Origin of the sequence: Pseudomonas sp. ICMP 10191 (genome assembly GCF_001467335.1) — a bacterium.
Taxonomy (GTDB): Bacteria; Pseudomonadota; Gammaproteobacteria; order Pseudomonadales; family Pseudomonadaceae; genus Aquipseudomonas; species Aquipseudomonas cerasi.
In genome coordinates this window covers 156,189-169,772 of sequence record NZ_LKGW01000135.1, presented here as the reverse complement: position 1 = coordinate 169,772, position 13,584 = coordinate 156,189, and the positions used below count along the sequence as shown (strand labels likewise).

Here is a 13,584-nt window from a genome sequence, read left to right as displayed (position 1 = left end):
AGCGTCCAGCGCGACCCGCCGAATCAGGCCAGTCGCGGCCTCCCACCCAACAGGGTGTGTCAGGCCCCCGGGCTACATACTGTCCAGAAGACGGCATGAGGTGAGCCAGCGTCAAAAGCGCTGCGCCAGGACGAAGTATCTCAAGGGGGCCATTTGGTCCCCTTTTCTTTGTCTGCTGATAAAGTGCGCAGAACGGCGCTACGCTTAAACAGTCTTAATGACGTCAACCCGCGCTCTAGTGAGGAAAGCATGAAATCTGGCATCTGGCAGTTTGCGGGTGTAAGTCTGTTGTGTCTGAGCATTGGTGCTCAGGCGCTGGCCGACGAACGTGATGAACCGCCGCGCAATCCGCTTTACGGCAGCCCCGGTGAAAACGCGCAGCAGCGTCAGCAGCAGCAACAGCGTGCTCAAGAGCAGAACAATCAGCAGCGGCAGATCCAACAGCAGCAAAACCAGCAGCGCCAGGTCGAGCGTCAGCAGCAACAACTGATCAACCAGCAGCAGACCAATCAGCAACGCCAGATTCAGGAGCAGCAGAACCAGCAGCGTCAGGTCGAGCGTCAGCAACAGCAGCAGATCCAGCAACAGCAGCTTCAGCAGCGCAACGTCGAGCGCCAGCAGCAACAGCAGATCGAGCAGCAACAGCGCGATCAGCAGCGCCAGATTCAGCAGCAGCAAAACCAGCAGCGTCAGCAGTTGCGCCAGGCTCAGGACAACCTGCCGATTCAGAGCGGCCCGAAAGAGGCGTGGCAAACCCAGCCGCCGCGTCAGGGCTATTACCAGGACATTCCACGCGGCAACAACCGCAACTGGCAGGCCGGTAACGGTCGCCCTAATGATCACTGGGAAGGACGCCCCGATGGGCGTGGCAACGGCTGGGGCCCCGGCCCGCAATACCGGCCTGGCTATGCGATAGATCGCGTACCGGGCGGCTACTCGCGTATTCCCTATCGTGGGCAGGACTATTACTACTCGGGTGGCTACTGGTATCGCCCGCAAGGCCCGCGTTATGTCGTGGTGACACCGCCCTACGGCGTGCGTGTCAGCAGACTACCGTCCTACTCTCAGGAAGTATGGATCGGCAGCAGCCTGCTGTTTCTGGCTGCCGGCACCTATTACGCCTACCAGCCGGACAGTCAGGACTATGTGGTGGTCAATCCGCCGCAGAACGAAGCCGTGTATCAGGCTCCGCCGGCCGAACAACAGGGCAATGGCTATGATCCGGTGGCCTACCCTGCCAACGGGCAGAGCCCGCAGCAGGTCGAGCTGGATAAATACCAGTGCTACCGCTGGGCTGCGGAGCAAAGCGGTTTCGACCCGGCCAATGTCACCGGCCAGCCATCGCCTGACTTGGTCGATCTGTATCGTCGCTCGATGGGCGCGTGCCTGGCGGGGCGAGGTTACAGCGTCAACTGATGCCGGTCAGGCACTGGCCTGCTTGACGACTTCCTGAGGGTCGGCGTGCACCAGCACTTCGGCCTTCGGGAATTGCTTGTGAATGGCGTCGGCCACCTGATCACAAATGGCGTGGGCGACCGACAGCGTCAGGGTGCCCGGTAGCTCAAGGTGCAATTGCACAAACCAGTGATTACCGGAGATTCGTGTACGCAGATCATGCGCCCCGAGCACGCCCGGCACATCGCACGCCAGTGCCAGCATTTGAGTGCTGACATCGGCCGGCAACTCCGCATCCATCAACACCGATATCGTTTCGCGGGCGATTTGAAAGGCGCTCCACAAGATATACAGCGCGATGCCCAGCCCAAAATACGCGTCCAGCTGTTGCCAGCCGAAATACGCCAACGTCAGCGCCACCAAAATGCTGGCGTTAAGCAGCAGGTCTGAACGGTAGTGCAGCGAATCGGCGCGGATCGCTGCCGAGCCGGTCGCCTTGATCACCCGGTATTGCAGGGTGAGCAGTGCGATCGTCAGCGCGATGGAAACCACCATCACGACCATGCCCAGCAGCGGCGCGCCCAGCGGTTCGGGATTCTGGAGGCGCTCGACCGCCTGAACGGCAATCAGCACACCACTGACGGTGATGAACAACGCCTGCGCCATGCCCGACAGCGCTTCCGCCTTGCCGTGGCCATAGCGATGATCGTCATCTGCAGGCCTAAGTGCGTAATGCACCGCCAGCAGGTTGAGGAACGAGGCGGCGCCATCGAGCAGCGAGTCGGTAAGACCGGCCAGCAGACTCACCGAACCGCTCAGCCACCAGGCAACGCCCTTGGCCAGGATCAGCGTCGTGGCAACTGCCAGCGAAGCCCGTGTCGCGAGACGCAGCAGTCGGGAATGTTCGGCAGTGGTGCTCATGACGCTTCCTTGAACGGAATTGATATCAGGCAGCCGGGACCAGACCCAGTGCTGCCAGTTGTTCGACACTGCCTTTGTGCTGGATCAGGCGTGGATCGTTCAACGGCAGGGAACGGCCCAGCTCGGTTTCAATGATGGCTTGCAGCTTGGTGTTGTCGACACTGCCGTCAGCCTTGAGCGCTTTTTGCAGCTTTTGCGGATCGATCTGCGCATGCTCGCCAGGCCCGTAATAGATCGCACCAGTGGCGAAGTCCACCGCAAACGCAATCACCCCTGGAATGATATAGAACAGCAGCGCGAAAGCATCCAGTGCCGCAATGGCCGGGTCAACCTTGCCATCGATCTGACCACGACGATCAGGATAGAAAATACTGCCGCAGGCCGAAATCTGAGTCAGCAACGTGGCGACCAGAACGCCACCGATCAAGCGAGAAGGAATGCGCATGGAAAGCTCCTGAGATGAAGAGGGCAACTATACAAGGCAATGACTGCAAGGCTAAGACTATTGAGTGATGGCGTGGTTCTGCGGCCATTAAGTTAAACCACATGGGATGCGGAGCCATCGCAGTGGTGGGAGTGAGCTTGCTCACGAAGGCCCTGAGCAGGCGCTGAAGATTTGTCGAATATGAGATTGACCAGAGAAACAGCTCCCGCGCCGATGCCCCTTACCGACCACGATTAACATCTGGTTTACTGTGCCGCACGATAACTACAAAAACTCAGGAGTCATGTATGCAACCGATTCGTCTCGGTCTGGTGGGCTACGGCAAGATTGCGCAGGATCAACACGTCCCGGCGATCCACGCCAACCCCGCGTTTAAGCTGGTGGCCGTGGCCACGCAAGGCCAGCCGTGCGCCGGGGTAGAGAATTTCAAATCCTTGGGCGAACTGCTTGCGAGCGGGCTGCAGGTTGACGCGATTGCGTTCTGTACGCCCCCGCAAGGTCGCTTTGCCCTGGTGCAGGAAGCGTTGGCGGCCGGCAAACATGTGTTGGTCGAGAAACCGCCGTGCGCGACCCTGGGTGAGGCGATGGCGTTGGTGGCCCAGGTGCAAGAGCAGGGCGTCAGCGGTCTGTTTGCCTGGCATTCGCGTTACGCGCAGGGTATCGAAGCGGCGCGTGAGTGGTTGTCCACCCGCACCCTGCACAGCGTGCAGATCGACTGGAAAGAAGACGTGCGCAAATGGCACCCCGGTCAGGCGTGGATCTGGCAGCCCGGTGGCCTGGGCGTGTTCGATCCGGGCATCAATGCCCTATCGATCGTGACCCACCTGCTGCCACTGTCATTGTTCGTCGAGTCTGCCGAACTGCGCGTGCCGAGCAATTGCCAGTCGCCTATCGCTGCGTCCATCAAAATGTCCGACACGCGCCATCTCGATATCCGCGCCGAGTTCGATTTCGATCATGGTCACGACGAGCTTTGGAGCATCGAGGTTCGCTGCGCTGAGGGGACGTTGCGCCTGGACAACGGCGGTGCAGTGTTGAGTATCGATGGCGTGCGTCAGGCTGTTTCGGAAGAGGGCGAGTACGCAGCGGTGTATCGCCACTTCCAACAGTTGATCGGTGATAAAGCCAGTGATTTGGACCTGCAACCGTTGCGGCTGGTCGCGGACAGTTTTTTCGTGGGCAGTCGGGCATCCGTTGAACCGTTCTACGACTAAAAGCCTCTCAGGTACAGGTGGGGGCAAACCGCGTTGCGCGCCCCTGCATACGTCAGCCTGACAAGAGAGCAGAAAGTGGACACAAAACAGCCTTGGCCTTCCAGTGAGCAGGAATTGGTAGAAGTACGACGGTTTAATAAAACCCTCGCGCGGATGCCGCGTTTCCAGATTCGCAATCGCGTCACGCCCCGGCTGATTCAGGCGCTGTTGCGTGCAGCTCAGATCGGCAGCGCCCTGAAACCGGGAGGCCATGACCTGCGCATTGAGAAAAGAACGGTCAGTTCGGATAACGTACCGGTGCCCGTGCGCATCATCCGCCCCAAAGGTAAACCCAAGGGCGTGGTGTTCGACATCCACGGCGGCGGATGGGTGATCGGTAATGCCCAGATGAACGATGATCTCAACGTCGGCATGGTCAACGCCTGCGACGTAGCCATTGTTTCGGTTGATTACCGACTTGCTGTAACAACCCCCATCGAGGGCCTGATGGAGGATTGTTTTTCTGCCGCCTGCTGGCTGTTGGGCAAAGACTGCGAGGAGTTTGCCGGCCTGCCGGTTATCGTGGTCGGCGAATCCGCTGGCGGACATCTTGCCGCAGCCACGCTTCTGAAATTGAAAAGCCGACCTGATCTGCTCGAGCGGATAGTGGGGACGGTGCTGTACTACGGCGTTTACGACCTGACGGGCACCAAGAGCGTGCGTACCGCAGGGCCGGAGACGCTGGTGCTGGACGGTCCGGGCATGGTCGGCGCCATGCGCGCGCTTACCCCCGACCGAAGCGACGATAAACGCCGCGAGCCGCCACTGTCACCGCTGTATGGCGATTTGACCGGCCTTCCGCCCGCACTGATGTTCGTCGGAGAGATCGACCCGCTGCTGGATGACACACTGCAAATGGCCGAGCGCTGGGCCAACTCGGCAGACGTCGAAATGCACCTCATGCCCGAGTCGCCGCACGGCTTCATCCATTTCCCGACCACGTTGGCGCGCAAGGCGCTGGCGCGCAGCCGTGAATGGATCAATGAGCGGATCGGTGCGCTGGGTTGAGCCCGCCGCTCAACCCAATTCTGCGACCCACTTCGACACGGGGTCGCCACTGCTCAAGCCCGGCTGCACAAGACCGTCGATCATGAAGGTCGGCGAAACATGTATGCCGTTCTGGCGAGCGTATTTGGCGTGCCATTTCACGGCCTGTTCAAGCTCGGGATTGGCGAATGCCTCCGCCAGCGCCAAGCTGCTGTAACGCTCGATGCGCGCGATGATGTCGTTGGGCGTCGCGTCCATGTTCGGGCCGGTGGCGTGGTGTTCGAACTCGAATTCTTCACGGTGCGACGCAACCGCCGTCATGACCGCCTTGGCGCTTTGCTTGCCGCCTTCAAGGGTCGCAGCCGCCAGAATGCAGCGCACGATGACACCCGAAAACATGTGCCAGGGCTGCGATTGCAGGCGGATTTTGACCGTGATCCTGTCTTCTCCGGCCTGAGCCAGCAGCTCATCGAGCTTGAAGAAGGCCTTCACTGAAAAAGGGCAGGTTGGCTCAAGAAAGACTTCGAACAGACGAGGTCCGTGGCCCCAGGAAAGTACGTCTGAATACATGGTCGTGTTGCTCCCGTCGAGGGTTGTACAGAAAACGCGCCGGGCTGGTTGCCCGCGCCGGGCATGGTCACGAGAAGCATTCTCCCGGACACCTCTCGCTCCTCACGCAGAGCATTGGCGCGAGACAAACAGGCGCGCTGGGCTGATTGCCCTGCGCCGCGCATGGTCACGAGAAGTAATCTCCCGCACACCTCTCGTTCCTCACGCTCCGCGTGGGAATGCAGTTCGTGACGCTCCGCGTCACACATTGCAACTTTGACACCACCAGCTTGAGGCGCCATAAAAGCCTGAACTGCGGATCATGCGGGTTTGAGAGCAGGTTCGGGCATGAGTTCGATTTTCAGGCCAGCAATGCGCTAATCCAGCGAATCTGCTGCGCAACCTCCTGCCCTTTTTCTTCGCTCACGCCTTTCTGTGCTCTTTCGAAGTTGTTCAGCGTTTTCTGTTTTTTGCCCAATAAACGCTGCCACTTGAGCAGAAACGCCGGGCTGCGCGCCTGCATCTGCAGCGGGCCGAAATACAGTTCCTCAGCCGTGTACTTAACGGGGCCTGTGCGTTCGGCGACGATGATTTCGTAGTCGAAACGGTTTTCCCGCAGCACCTCTTCGCTGACGATGCGGTAGTCATGCTCCATCAGCCAGACACGCAACGGTTGCTCGCCGCCGTTGGGTTGCAGGATCAAGCGTTCCTGACCGCTCAGGCGCGCCTTGCCCGCTTCAAGGATGTCGCGAATCGTCTCGCCGCCCATGCCGCAGAGACTGATCGCCGTGATCGCGTCCTGCGCTTCGATCGCCGCCAGACCATCGGCCAGGCGCACGCTGACCTGATCCTCCAGATCGTTCTCACGCACGGTGCGCTCGGCTGCGCAGAACGGCGTCAATGCCACCTCGCCAGCCACCGCCGCCGAGATGGCGCCACGGTTCAGCAGCGCGACCGGCAGATAACCGTGATCCGAGCCGATATCAGCCAGCCGTGCACCGGCGGGTACGTGCGTCGCCACACGCTCAAGGCGCATGGACAATCTCTGTTCGTTCAACGGCAACCCCTTTCACCCCAAACGTCCGACAGCATGGCCGGGTCCGGGCGCGATTCTGTAGAGCAACGCGGCGCATTTCAACTTTCCGCGACAAAGCCCACGGCTCGACCCCCACCTGTCGCTCGCGTAGGCTTAGCGTTTTCCATCCTTTGCAAAGCAGAGATCCCATGGCAAACGCAGACATCACCTTTACCCCCGATCCAGATCCGGAGTCCATCTCGTCGGACGTCGCCGACTTCAACGGCGTGCTGGTCAGCACCCAGATCCCTACTCATCCCGACGGTAGCCTGGAACTGGGCGGCATCACCGAGCAAAGCGAATGCACCCTGCGTGCCCTGAAAGACGCCCTCGAACGCGCCGGCAGCTCGATGGACCGGGTCATGCACCTGACCATCTACCTGACCGACATGGCCGATCGCGCCGCCTTCAACGAAGTGTACAAACGCTTCTTCAAAAAACCGTGGCCCGTGCGCGCGGCAGTGGGTGTGGCTGCGTTGGCGGTTGAGGGCATGCGGGTTGAAGTGACGGCGATGGCGGCCAAAGCGGGCTGACCGTAACGCACACACCTGACTGATGCTCGCGTCAGTGTTCTGCGCCTGTGCAGAGTTGGACATCCCGTGGAACCGGATCTCGTTGCTTGCCACCAAGGCGGTATGAGTTTCCGGAGAAGCCGATGATCAACCTCACCAGCATTGCATCTTCGTTGGCGCGTGTGGCGCTCAGCGATTCGACAAAGCCAACGATAGACCGCGCGATGAACGTCGTTAGCCATATCGCTGGCAAAGTGGCGTTGCAGGTCAACAGCTCATTGTTGGAGCAGACAGGTCGGCTCAACGAGCGTCAGCAGAAAGGCCTCGCGGTGATCCTCGACGCATTGCGCGGCAAGGAACCGGTGACTCATATCGAGACCCACGAAGGGGGAGGCCGATTCAATCTGGCGCGAGCTGCCTTCGACGTGGCCAGCGTTGTCTGGGAGCGCGACAAGTCGATGCGCAACGTGATGAGCTTTTTGGGCGTCAGCGATAGCAAGGGCAACCTGCTGTTCTCTCTGGGCAAGACGCTGGCCGAGGCGATGGTCAAGCCCGAACCTGAGTATGGCAAGCACAACAGTGAGGCGAACTATGCGTTCTTCTCCAGCAACCTGAAGCTGAACAAACTGATGAACGACATCGCTGATCAACTGATCAACGAGATTCGTCAGTCGAACACCGATCGCGTGCGACGACCCACGCCGGGCCCGTCCTGGAGACCTGAAAGCACTCAACAGCAAGCACGCCCACAAACGCCTCCAAGCGCTCGCCCCCAGGCCAACAGCGCGCCGCCACCACCGCCGAAAGCCCAGCCCAATTCAGGCGCTCAGCGGCCGTCAACAGAGCGGCCCCACAAAACACCCGCTGCTGGCGCGTCCGCGAAGGTGGACAATTCCGCCCCCGCCAAGCCACCCGTCAAGCAGTTGTACGAGCACTTGGGCCTCTCGGACATGACGGCGGACCTCTCCGCAGTCAAAAAGGCTTACAAGAAAGCCTCGCTGAAGAATCATCCTGATAAGAACGTCGGTAACGAGGCTGAGGCGACTGAGCGTTTCAAAGTGATTTCAAATGCGTTCAGGATTTTGTCCGATCCAGAATTGCGCAAGAAATACGACAATGGCCTTATTGATGAGAACGGTAACGAGTTCAAGACCTGACTTTTCGGCGTGAGGCGTGCTGGCGGCAGTGTTTCTGGCGACTGCCGTTCAGCTAAAATACGCCGCCTGATTCCCCAACCCCACCCCGGTATGCTCCCTGCATCTCTCCGGGAGCCCCCATGATTTCGTTACCCATCGATGCCGTCCTGCCAGCCCTGCGCCAGGCCCTGACCACGCGCCATGAAGCCATACTCGAAGCCCCTCCCGGCGCGGGCAAGACCACGCGCGTGACGCTTGCGCTGCTTGAGGAAACCTGGCTGGCCGGGCAGACCATTCTGATGCTGGAACCTCGGCGCCTGGCCGCGAGATCGGCTGCCGAGCGGTTGGCCAGTGAACTGGGCGAGAAGGTCGGCGAAACGGTGGGGTAGGCGCCTATGCGCTGAACCTTCTGTTGGTGAACGAACTCAATCAGTCTAGGTAGTCGGAGGATGATTCCGTTTGCTTCCGAAGCAGTTGTCCAAAAAGGTAAGGCTATGATCGCTCGATGGCATTGGATGCTGGTGCAACTTACAAAGAAGCTTTGGCTCAGAGCTACCTTGTTTTCACTGCTGGGCGTAGCGACCGCCTTGATATCAATCTTGCTCAAGGACTCGATTCCATTTTCTCTGTCGGCACCGTATAGGTGCAGATGCCGTTGACAAGATTCTGAGCATCATTGCCTCCAGCATGCTTGCAGTGACCACCTTTTCGCTAAGCACTATGGTGACAGCGTACGGCGCGGCCAGCAGTGGCGTAACACCGCGTGCGACGACGTTGGTAATGGAGGACACGACAACACAAAACGCGCTCGCGACGTTCATCGGCTCATTTCTATTTAGCCTGGTAGGCATCATCGCCTTGAGCACTGGAGTCTATGGCGCCCAAGGACGCGTACTCCTGTTCGCAGCGACCATAGTGGTGGTCATCCTCATCGTTTACACGCTTCTGCGCTGGATTGATCATCTTTCAAAGTTGGGGCGAATGGGCGAGACGATTGATCTGGTGGAGAAAGCGGCCATTGATGCAATCGATCATAGAGTACGGTGGCCATACCTGGGCGGAGTCGCTTTCCCAAAGGGGTGGACTGTGCCTATCGGCTCTCAGATCGTTACCAGTGAATCGACTGGATATGTACAGCATATCGGTGTTCAGGCACTGAGCGAGGTAGCGGAGGCCGGAAACCTCAAAATATTCGTGGATATTCTCCCCGGTAGTTTCGTCCACCTGGGGAGGCCGCTGGCCTATCTCGTACCGCTGGCCAAAGAGTCTGTCGAGATCACTGGCGAGCCGTCGGAGAAGGTGCTCGCTACGCTGACAATAGGCACCCGGAGAACCTTCGAACACGATCCCCGCTTTGGACTTTCAGTGCTGTCGGAAATAGCATCCCGCGCGCTGTCTCCCGCAGTGAATGACCCCGGCACGGCCATTGATGTCATCGGGCGAGGCGTACGTAGCTTGACTACGTGGTGTAAGCCACAGCCAGTTGCCCCTGAGCATGAAAAAAGCTGCGGCCAGGTTTTTCTGCATGGTTTGACTGTGGACGACTTATTCGATGACTTCTTTGCGCCGATAGCCAGAGATGGCGCAGCAATCATCGAAGTGGATCTACGCCTGATGAAAGCCCTGATCAGCCTGGCTCAGATCGATCCCGCTTTGTTCAAAGCCGTTTGCGTGAGGCACGCGAATATCCTTTTGAGAAGATCAGACAGCGCCTTGGCTTTGAACGAGGAAAAGTGCCAACTAAGGGCACTGGCAGACAAGTTGCTGTTTAACTAACCAGCCTCACTACTAAGGTACGAAAGCTGCATAGAGCGCTCAAAAGCCAATTTGATGACGCCCTCTATGAAGCCTTTTTACCTTACCTCCACCAGACTCGCGCCTTCCATGCTCACCAAAGCACTGCTTGGCTTCATTGCTCTAGTGTGTCTCTCGTTGATTTTGGCTACAGCCTGGCAGATGAATCAGTCCAAGCGTGAGCGCGTAGCTACAGCCAAAATTGCGGTTTCAAACATCGTTCTTGCCGCCGAGCAGCAAGCTCGGGATACGGTACGACAAGCTGATAATACGCTGCGTGATCTCGTGGAGCGCGTGGAGCGCGACGGTTTAGAGGGGGCTCAGCAAGCTCGACTGGCGAAACTGATGGCCCAGGATGTGGTGAATGTGGACGGCATCCAGGGGCTTTTCATCTACGATGCCCAAGGCAACTGGGTCGCCAACTCCTTTTCCCAAGGTATACAGGTGAAAAACAACAGCGACCGCGCGTACTTCGCGTATCACCGCGATAACGCCGATGAGTCCATCCACGTCGGTTCCATTGTCGAGAGTCGCATTACGGGGGAGATGGTTATCCCTATCAGTCGACGCATCAATGCTGCCGACGGTACGTTTGCAGGTGTGGCATTAGCGACTGTGCCCGTTGCCTATTTCCAATCATTCTTCAAGCGCATGGATGTGGACGACAAGGGCGTTATTTTTCTCGCGCTGAACAATGGCGACTTGCTGGCTCGGCGACCGACAATGACGGCACTTATGACAACCAATGTGGCCAAAGGGGATCTTTTCACCAGTTACCTGCCATACAGTGATAGCGGTACCGCTATGATCAAGTCTGTAGTGGATGGCGTGGAAAGGATTTATGCCTATCGGCGGGTTTCCGGGTTGCCCATCGTCGCTGCTGCTGGCGTTTCCTGCCAGCATGTATTCGCCCCCTGGTGGGCCTATGCGTATCGATCCATGGCTCTGGTGGCTATGATCACTTTATCTTTGGCTTCGCTAGGTCTCTTGTTGTACAGGCAAATTCAGCACTTGATCACTGCGGAAAGTGAGCTGAGCAGCGCCCGAACCGAGCTTGAGGTCATCGCTCAGACCGACAGTCTGACGCATTTGGCCAATCGACGTTGCTTCGACGCTACGTTGCAAAAAGAGTGGGGACGAGCGTCTCGAAATAACTCGGTCATCGCGATCATTTTGTTGGATATCGACTGGTTCAAACAATACAACGACTGCTACGGCCATCTGCGGGGGGACGACTGCCTGCGCCAGGTAGCCGGGATCATCGGAAGCTGCATCAACCGGGCTGGCGATCTAGCGGCACGGTATGGCGGTGAGGAGTTCGTGATCCTGCTAGCTGAAACAGATTTAGCGGGTGCTTTGAGCGTTGCCGAAAAAGTCAGGTTATCCATTGAAAACTCATTTATAGAGCACTCCGGCAGTCCAGTGGGGAATGTAACAATCAGTTCAGGTGTGGTGGCGATCAACGCACCGGAGAAGGAGGGCTATATAGCCGCCCTGAGGGAAGCAGATCTACTTCTTTACTCTGCTAAAACCAAAGGTCGCAACTGCGTCGAGGGACGAGCAATGGCCGACACCACCAGAAAGCAGTTCATATGCCAGCCCGTTCTAGGCACAGGCCAATACTGATTATGGCCGACTTGCTGCCCGTCTCGCCTTCTGAACCCCATTGCCATGCACCCCAATTGCGATGGGTGTAGGCCTTTGGTGCCGCTGGCCTGATCATTCAACCTGCTTCGTTGCCTTTGAATATGCATGCCAGGTTTTGACAGCCGTCCAGCAGCCACATCGCCTCTTGACGAAAGGCTTAAAGTTTCCAATTTTGGGTCGATAGCCTGTTGAATATGTCAACCATCATTGGAGAGCAGGAATCTAACATGCGCCTTAGAAATCTCAATTTAGCGCCACGAGCTGCCCTGTTTTTCACTTCAATCATCATTCTAGTTTTTGTGCTGGGTATATTCGCAGTCCTCCAAATGGGCAAGCTACGGGATGCCGAAAAAGACGTCGAACTCAATTGGATGGCCAGCATCCGACAAACTGCGTTGATGGACAAAGCGACACTTCGCCTGAGGCTCGAGACCCAGCGAGGCCTCGCTGACCCTCAATCCATTCAAAAGAACATTGAAAACTTCGCTGGCTATCGCAAGGCTTTCGCCGATGCGGTGGCGGGCTATGAGCCACTGATAGCGAGCGATAAAGAGCGCTCGTTTTACACGCCAGTAAAAAACAGCGCCGATGCCTATTCCAAACAACTGGATATTCTCGAACCGTTGATGAGACAAGGTGACATAGCCTCAGCGGTCAACCTGGTGAGTACAGGTATCCGCCCGCTCACGAATGCGATGGAGCAGCAGATTAAAGACTTGACCAATTTTAACAACGAGGGTGCAGCTCGGGCTGGGCAAACCGCAACCGATCTCTATAACAACGGCCTGTGGCTTGTCGTTGGCCTCATAGCGGGTGTAGTCATTTTGACGATTGGCTTGGCATTACTGCTGACGAAAAGTATTACCTCTCCGATTAACGATGCGTTGTCCGTCGCGGAGCGTATCGCGGTCAGTGACCTCTCCAAGGAGGTATTGGTCAGCGGGACTGATGAAGCAGGGCGATTGTTGAAAGCACTTGCGCAGATGCAGACAAACCTGCGCAACACGATTATGCAGATATCCGACTCGTCCACCCAACTGGCCTCTGCGTCAGAAGAGATGACAGCGGTCACTGAGGAGTCGAGTCGTGGTCTTGTCGCCCAAAATGACGAGGTCAATCAAGCAGCCACAGCGGTCACAGAAATGAGCGCGGCAGTTGATGAGGTCGCACGTAACGCGGAGTCAGCTTCTGAAGAGTCTAAGCGTACCCAAGGGTATACAGAGGTCGGTTTGGCGCGGGTGGCTCAGACGTTAAAGTCAATTCAAACGCTGAACGGTAACGTTGAAAACACCAGCGAGCAGATTCAAGGGTTGTCAGATCGTGCCCAGAGCATCACTAAAGTGGTCGAGGTGATTCGGGCAATTGCCGAACAAACCAACCTGTTGGCTTTGAACGCAGCCATTGAGGCAGCACGCGCAGGCGAGCAAGGTCGTGGGTTTGCGGTGGTTGCGGACGAAGTAAGAGCTTTGGCCCATCGCACTCAAGTGTCGACCCAGGAAATCGAGCAGATGATCGCTGCCATCCAGAACGATTCTGATCTGGCCGTGAAGGCAATGAACACGAGCCGAGACCTGGCGACCGAATCGCTTGGCGTCGCCCAGGAAGCCAGTACCTCGCTGGATCAGATAGCCACGGCCATTGTTCAGATCAATGAACGTAACCTCATGATCGCGACGGCCTCTGAAGAACAATCGCATGTAGCCCGCGAGGTTGATCGCAATCTGGTCAGTATCCGCGAGTTAGCAGCGCAAAACGCTGCGGGTGCCAGCCAGACAGCAAGTGCATGCGGTGAAATGTCAAAACTGGCTGTTAACCTGAATCAGTTGGTTAACCGATTTGTGGTATGACAAAGGCTTCAGGGAAGCTGAGG

At 57.7% G+C, this 13,584-nt stretch carries 13 protein-coding genes and 1 pseudogene; 9 read left to right on the top strand and 5 right to left on the bottom strand.

Going from position 1 to position 13,584, the window contains the following annotated elements:
- Window positions 1-204 precede the first annotated feature (204 nt).
- Complete coding sequence (locus tag AO388_RS30095; protein ID WP_063613817.1) at window positions 205-753, bottom strand: hypothetical protein; 549 nt, start codon at window positions 751-753, stop codon at window positions 205-207.
- On the opposite strand from AO388_RS30095, the gene AO388_RS30090 reads away from it, so the two are divergent.
- Window positions 697-1,416 (top strand): DUF6515 family protein, encoded by a 720-nt coding sequence (locus AO388_RS30090; RefSeq protein ID WP_058417093.1) that lies wholly within the window; start codon window positions 697-699, stop codon window positions 1,414-1,416. The two genes, AO388_RS30095 and AO388_RS30090, sit on opposite strands and share 57 nt — an antisense overlap.
- 6 nt (window positions 1,417-1,422) lie before the next feature.
- Here the strand turns inward: AO388_RS30090 and AO388_RS21265 are convergent, their stop codons facing one another.
- Together AO388_RS21265 and AO388_RS21260 are read right to left on the bottom strand one after the other, a co-directional pair.
- The gene (locus tag AO388_RS21265; RefSeq protein WP_003368771.1) at window positions 1,423-2,316 is read right to left on the bottom strand and encodes a cation diffusion facilitator family transporter; all 894 of its coding nucleotides are present in this window, start codon (window positions 2,314-2,316) and stop codon (window positions 1,423-1,425) included.
- Between the two features lie 25 nt (window positions 2,317-2,341).
- Window positions 2,342-2,761, bottom strand: a complete 420-nt coding sequence (locus AO388_RS21260; protein WP_003368770.1) for a hypothetical protein — start codon at window positions 2,759-2,761, stop codon at window positions 2,342-2,344.
- A gap of 287 nt (window positions 2,762-3,048) precedes the next feature.
- Here AO388_RS21260 and AO388_RS21255 point away from each other — a divergent pair, with 287 nt between their 5' ends.
- Window positions 3,049-3,975 (top strand): Gfo/Idh/MocA family protein, encoded by a 927-nt coding sequence (locus AO388_RS21255; protein WP_058417070.1) that lies wholly within the window; start codon window positions 3,049-3,051, stop codon window positions 3,973-3,975.
- A gap of 75 nt (window positions 3,976-4,050) precedes the next feature.
- Window positions 4,051-5,022, top strand: coding sequence for an alpha/beta hydrolase (locus AO388_RS21250; RefSeq protein WP_058417069.1), 972 nt, complete (start codon window positions 4,051-4,053; stop codon window positions 5,020-5,022).
- A gap of 9 nt (window positions 5,023-5,031) precedes the next feature.
- On the opposite strand, the gene AO388_RS21245 is transcribed toward AO388_RS21250, so the two are convergent.
- On the bottom strand, window positions 5,032-5,571 hold the full coding sequence (locus tag AO388_RS21245; protein WP_058417068.1) for a DsbA family protein: 540 nt from the start codon (window positions 5,569-5,571) through the stop codon (window positions 5,032-5,034).
- A 340-nt stretch (window positions 5,572-5,911) separates the two neighbouring features.
- Complete coding sequence (locus AO388_RS21240) at window positions 5,912-6,607, bottom strand: tRNA (adenine(22)-N(1))-methyltransferase (RefSeq protein ID WP_003368765.1); 696 nt, start codon at window positions 6,605-6,607, stop codon at window positions 5,912-5,914.
- Between the two features lie 167 nt (window positions 6,608-6,774).
- Here AO388_RS21240 and AO388_RS21235 point away from each other — a divergent pair, with 167 nt between their 5' ends.
- From AO388_RS21235 to AO388_RS21210, 6 genes and pseudogenes are all read left to right on the top strand, one after another.
- On the top strand, window positions 6,775-7,158 hold the full coding sequence (locus AO388_RS21235; protein WP_003340858.1) for a RidA family protein: 384 nt from the start codon (window positions 6,775-6,777) through the stop codon (window positions 7,156-7,158).
- A 122-nt stretch (window positions 7,159-7,280) separates the two neighbouring features.
- Window positions 7,281-8,294, top strand: coding sequence for a type III secretion system effector HopI1 (hopI1, locus tag AO388_RS21230; RefSeq protein WP_058417067.1), 1,014 nt, complete (start codon window positions 7,281-7,283; stop codon window positions 8,292-8,294).
- A gap of 119 nt (window positions 8,295-8,413) precedes the next feature.
- Window positions 8,414-8,659, top strand: a pseudogene (locus AO388_RS21225) (DEAD/DEAH box helicase); the annotation flags it as partial.
- 301 nt (window positions 8,660-8,960) lie between these two features.
- Complete coding sequence (locus tag AO388_RS21220; protein ID WP_442963826.1) at window positions 8,961-10,049, top strand: DUF2254 domain-containing protein; 1,089 nt, start codon at window positions 8,961-8,963, stop codon at window positions 10,047-10,049.
- Window positions 10,050-10,115: 66 nt separating this feature from the next.
- Window positions 10,116-11,693 (top strand): sensor domain-containing diguanylate cyclase, encoded by a 1,578-nt coding sequence (locus AO388_RS21215; RefSeq protein WP_058417065.1) that lies wholly within the window; start codon window positions 10,116-10,118, stop codon window positions 11,691-11,693.
- Window positions 11,694-11,941: 248 nt separating this feature from the next.
- On the top strand, window positions 11,942-13,561 hold the full coding sequence (locus tag AO388_RS21210; RefSeq protein WP_003368762.1) for a methyl-accepting chemotaxis protein: 1,620 nt from the start codon (window positions 11,942-11,944) through the stop codon (window positions 13,559-13,561).
- The last annotated feature ends 23 nt before the right edge of the window (window positions 13,562-13,584 follow it).

Bases quoted from the DNA above. Each gene is read 5' to 3' on its own strand.
- AO388_RS21265 (WP_003368771.1), bottom strand. From the start codon at position 2,316: ATGAGCACCACTGCCGAACATTCCCGACTGCTGCGTCTCGCGACACGG.
- AO388_RS21260 (WP_003368770.1), bottom strand. From the start codon at position 2,761: ATGCGCATTCCTTCTCGCTTGATCGGTGGCGTTCTGGTCGCCACGTTG.
- AO388_RS21255 (WP_058417070.1), top strand. From the start codon at position 3,049: ATGCAACCGATTCGTCTCGGTCTGGTGGGCTACGGCAAGATTGCGCAG.
- AO388_RS21245 (WP_058417068.1), bottom strand. From the start codon at position 5,571: ATGTATTCAGACGTACTTTCCTGGGGCCACGGACCTCGTCTGTTCGAA.
- AO388_RS21235 (WP_003340858.1), top strand. From the start codon at position 6,775: ATGGCAAACGCAGACATCACCTTTACCCCCGATCCAGATCCGGAGTCC.
- hopI1 (WP_058417067.1), top strand. From the start codon at position 7,281: ATGATCAACCTCACCAGCATTGCATCTTCGTTGGCGCGTGTGGCGCTC.
- AO388_RS21220 (WP_442963826.1), top strand. From the start codon at position 8,961: ATGCTTGCAGTGACCACCTTTTCGCTAAGCACTATGGTGACAGCGTAC.
- AO388_RS21215 (WP_058417065.1), top strand. From the start codon at position 10,116: ATGAAGCCTTTTTACCTTACCTCCACCAGACTCGCGCCTTCCATGCTC.
- AO388_RS21210 (WP_003368762.1), top strand. From the start codon at position 11,942: ATGCGCCTTAGAAATCTCAATTTAGCGCCACGAGCTGCCCTGTTTTTC.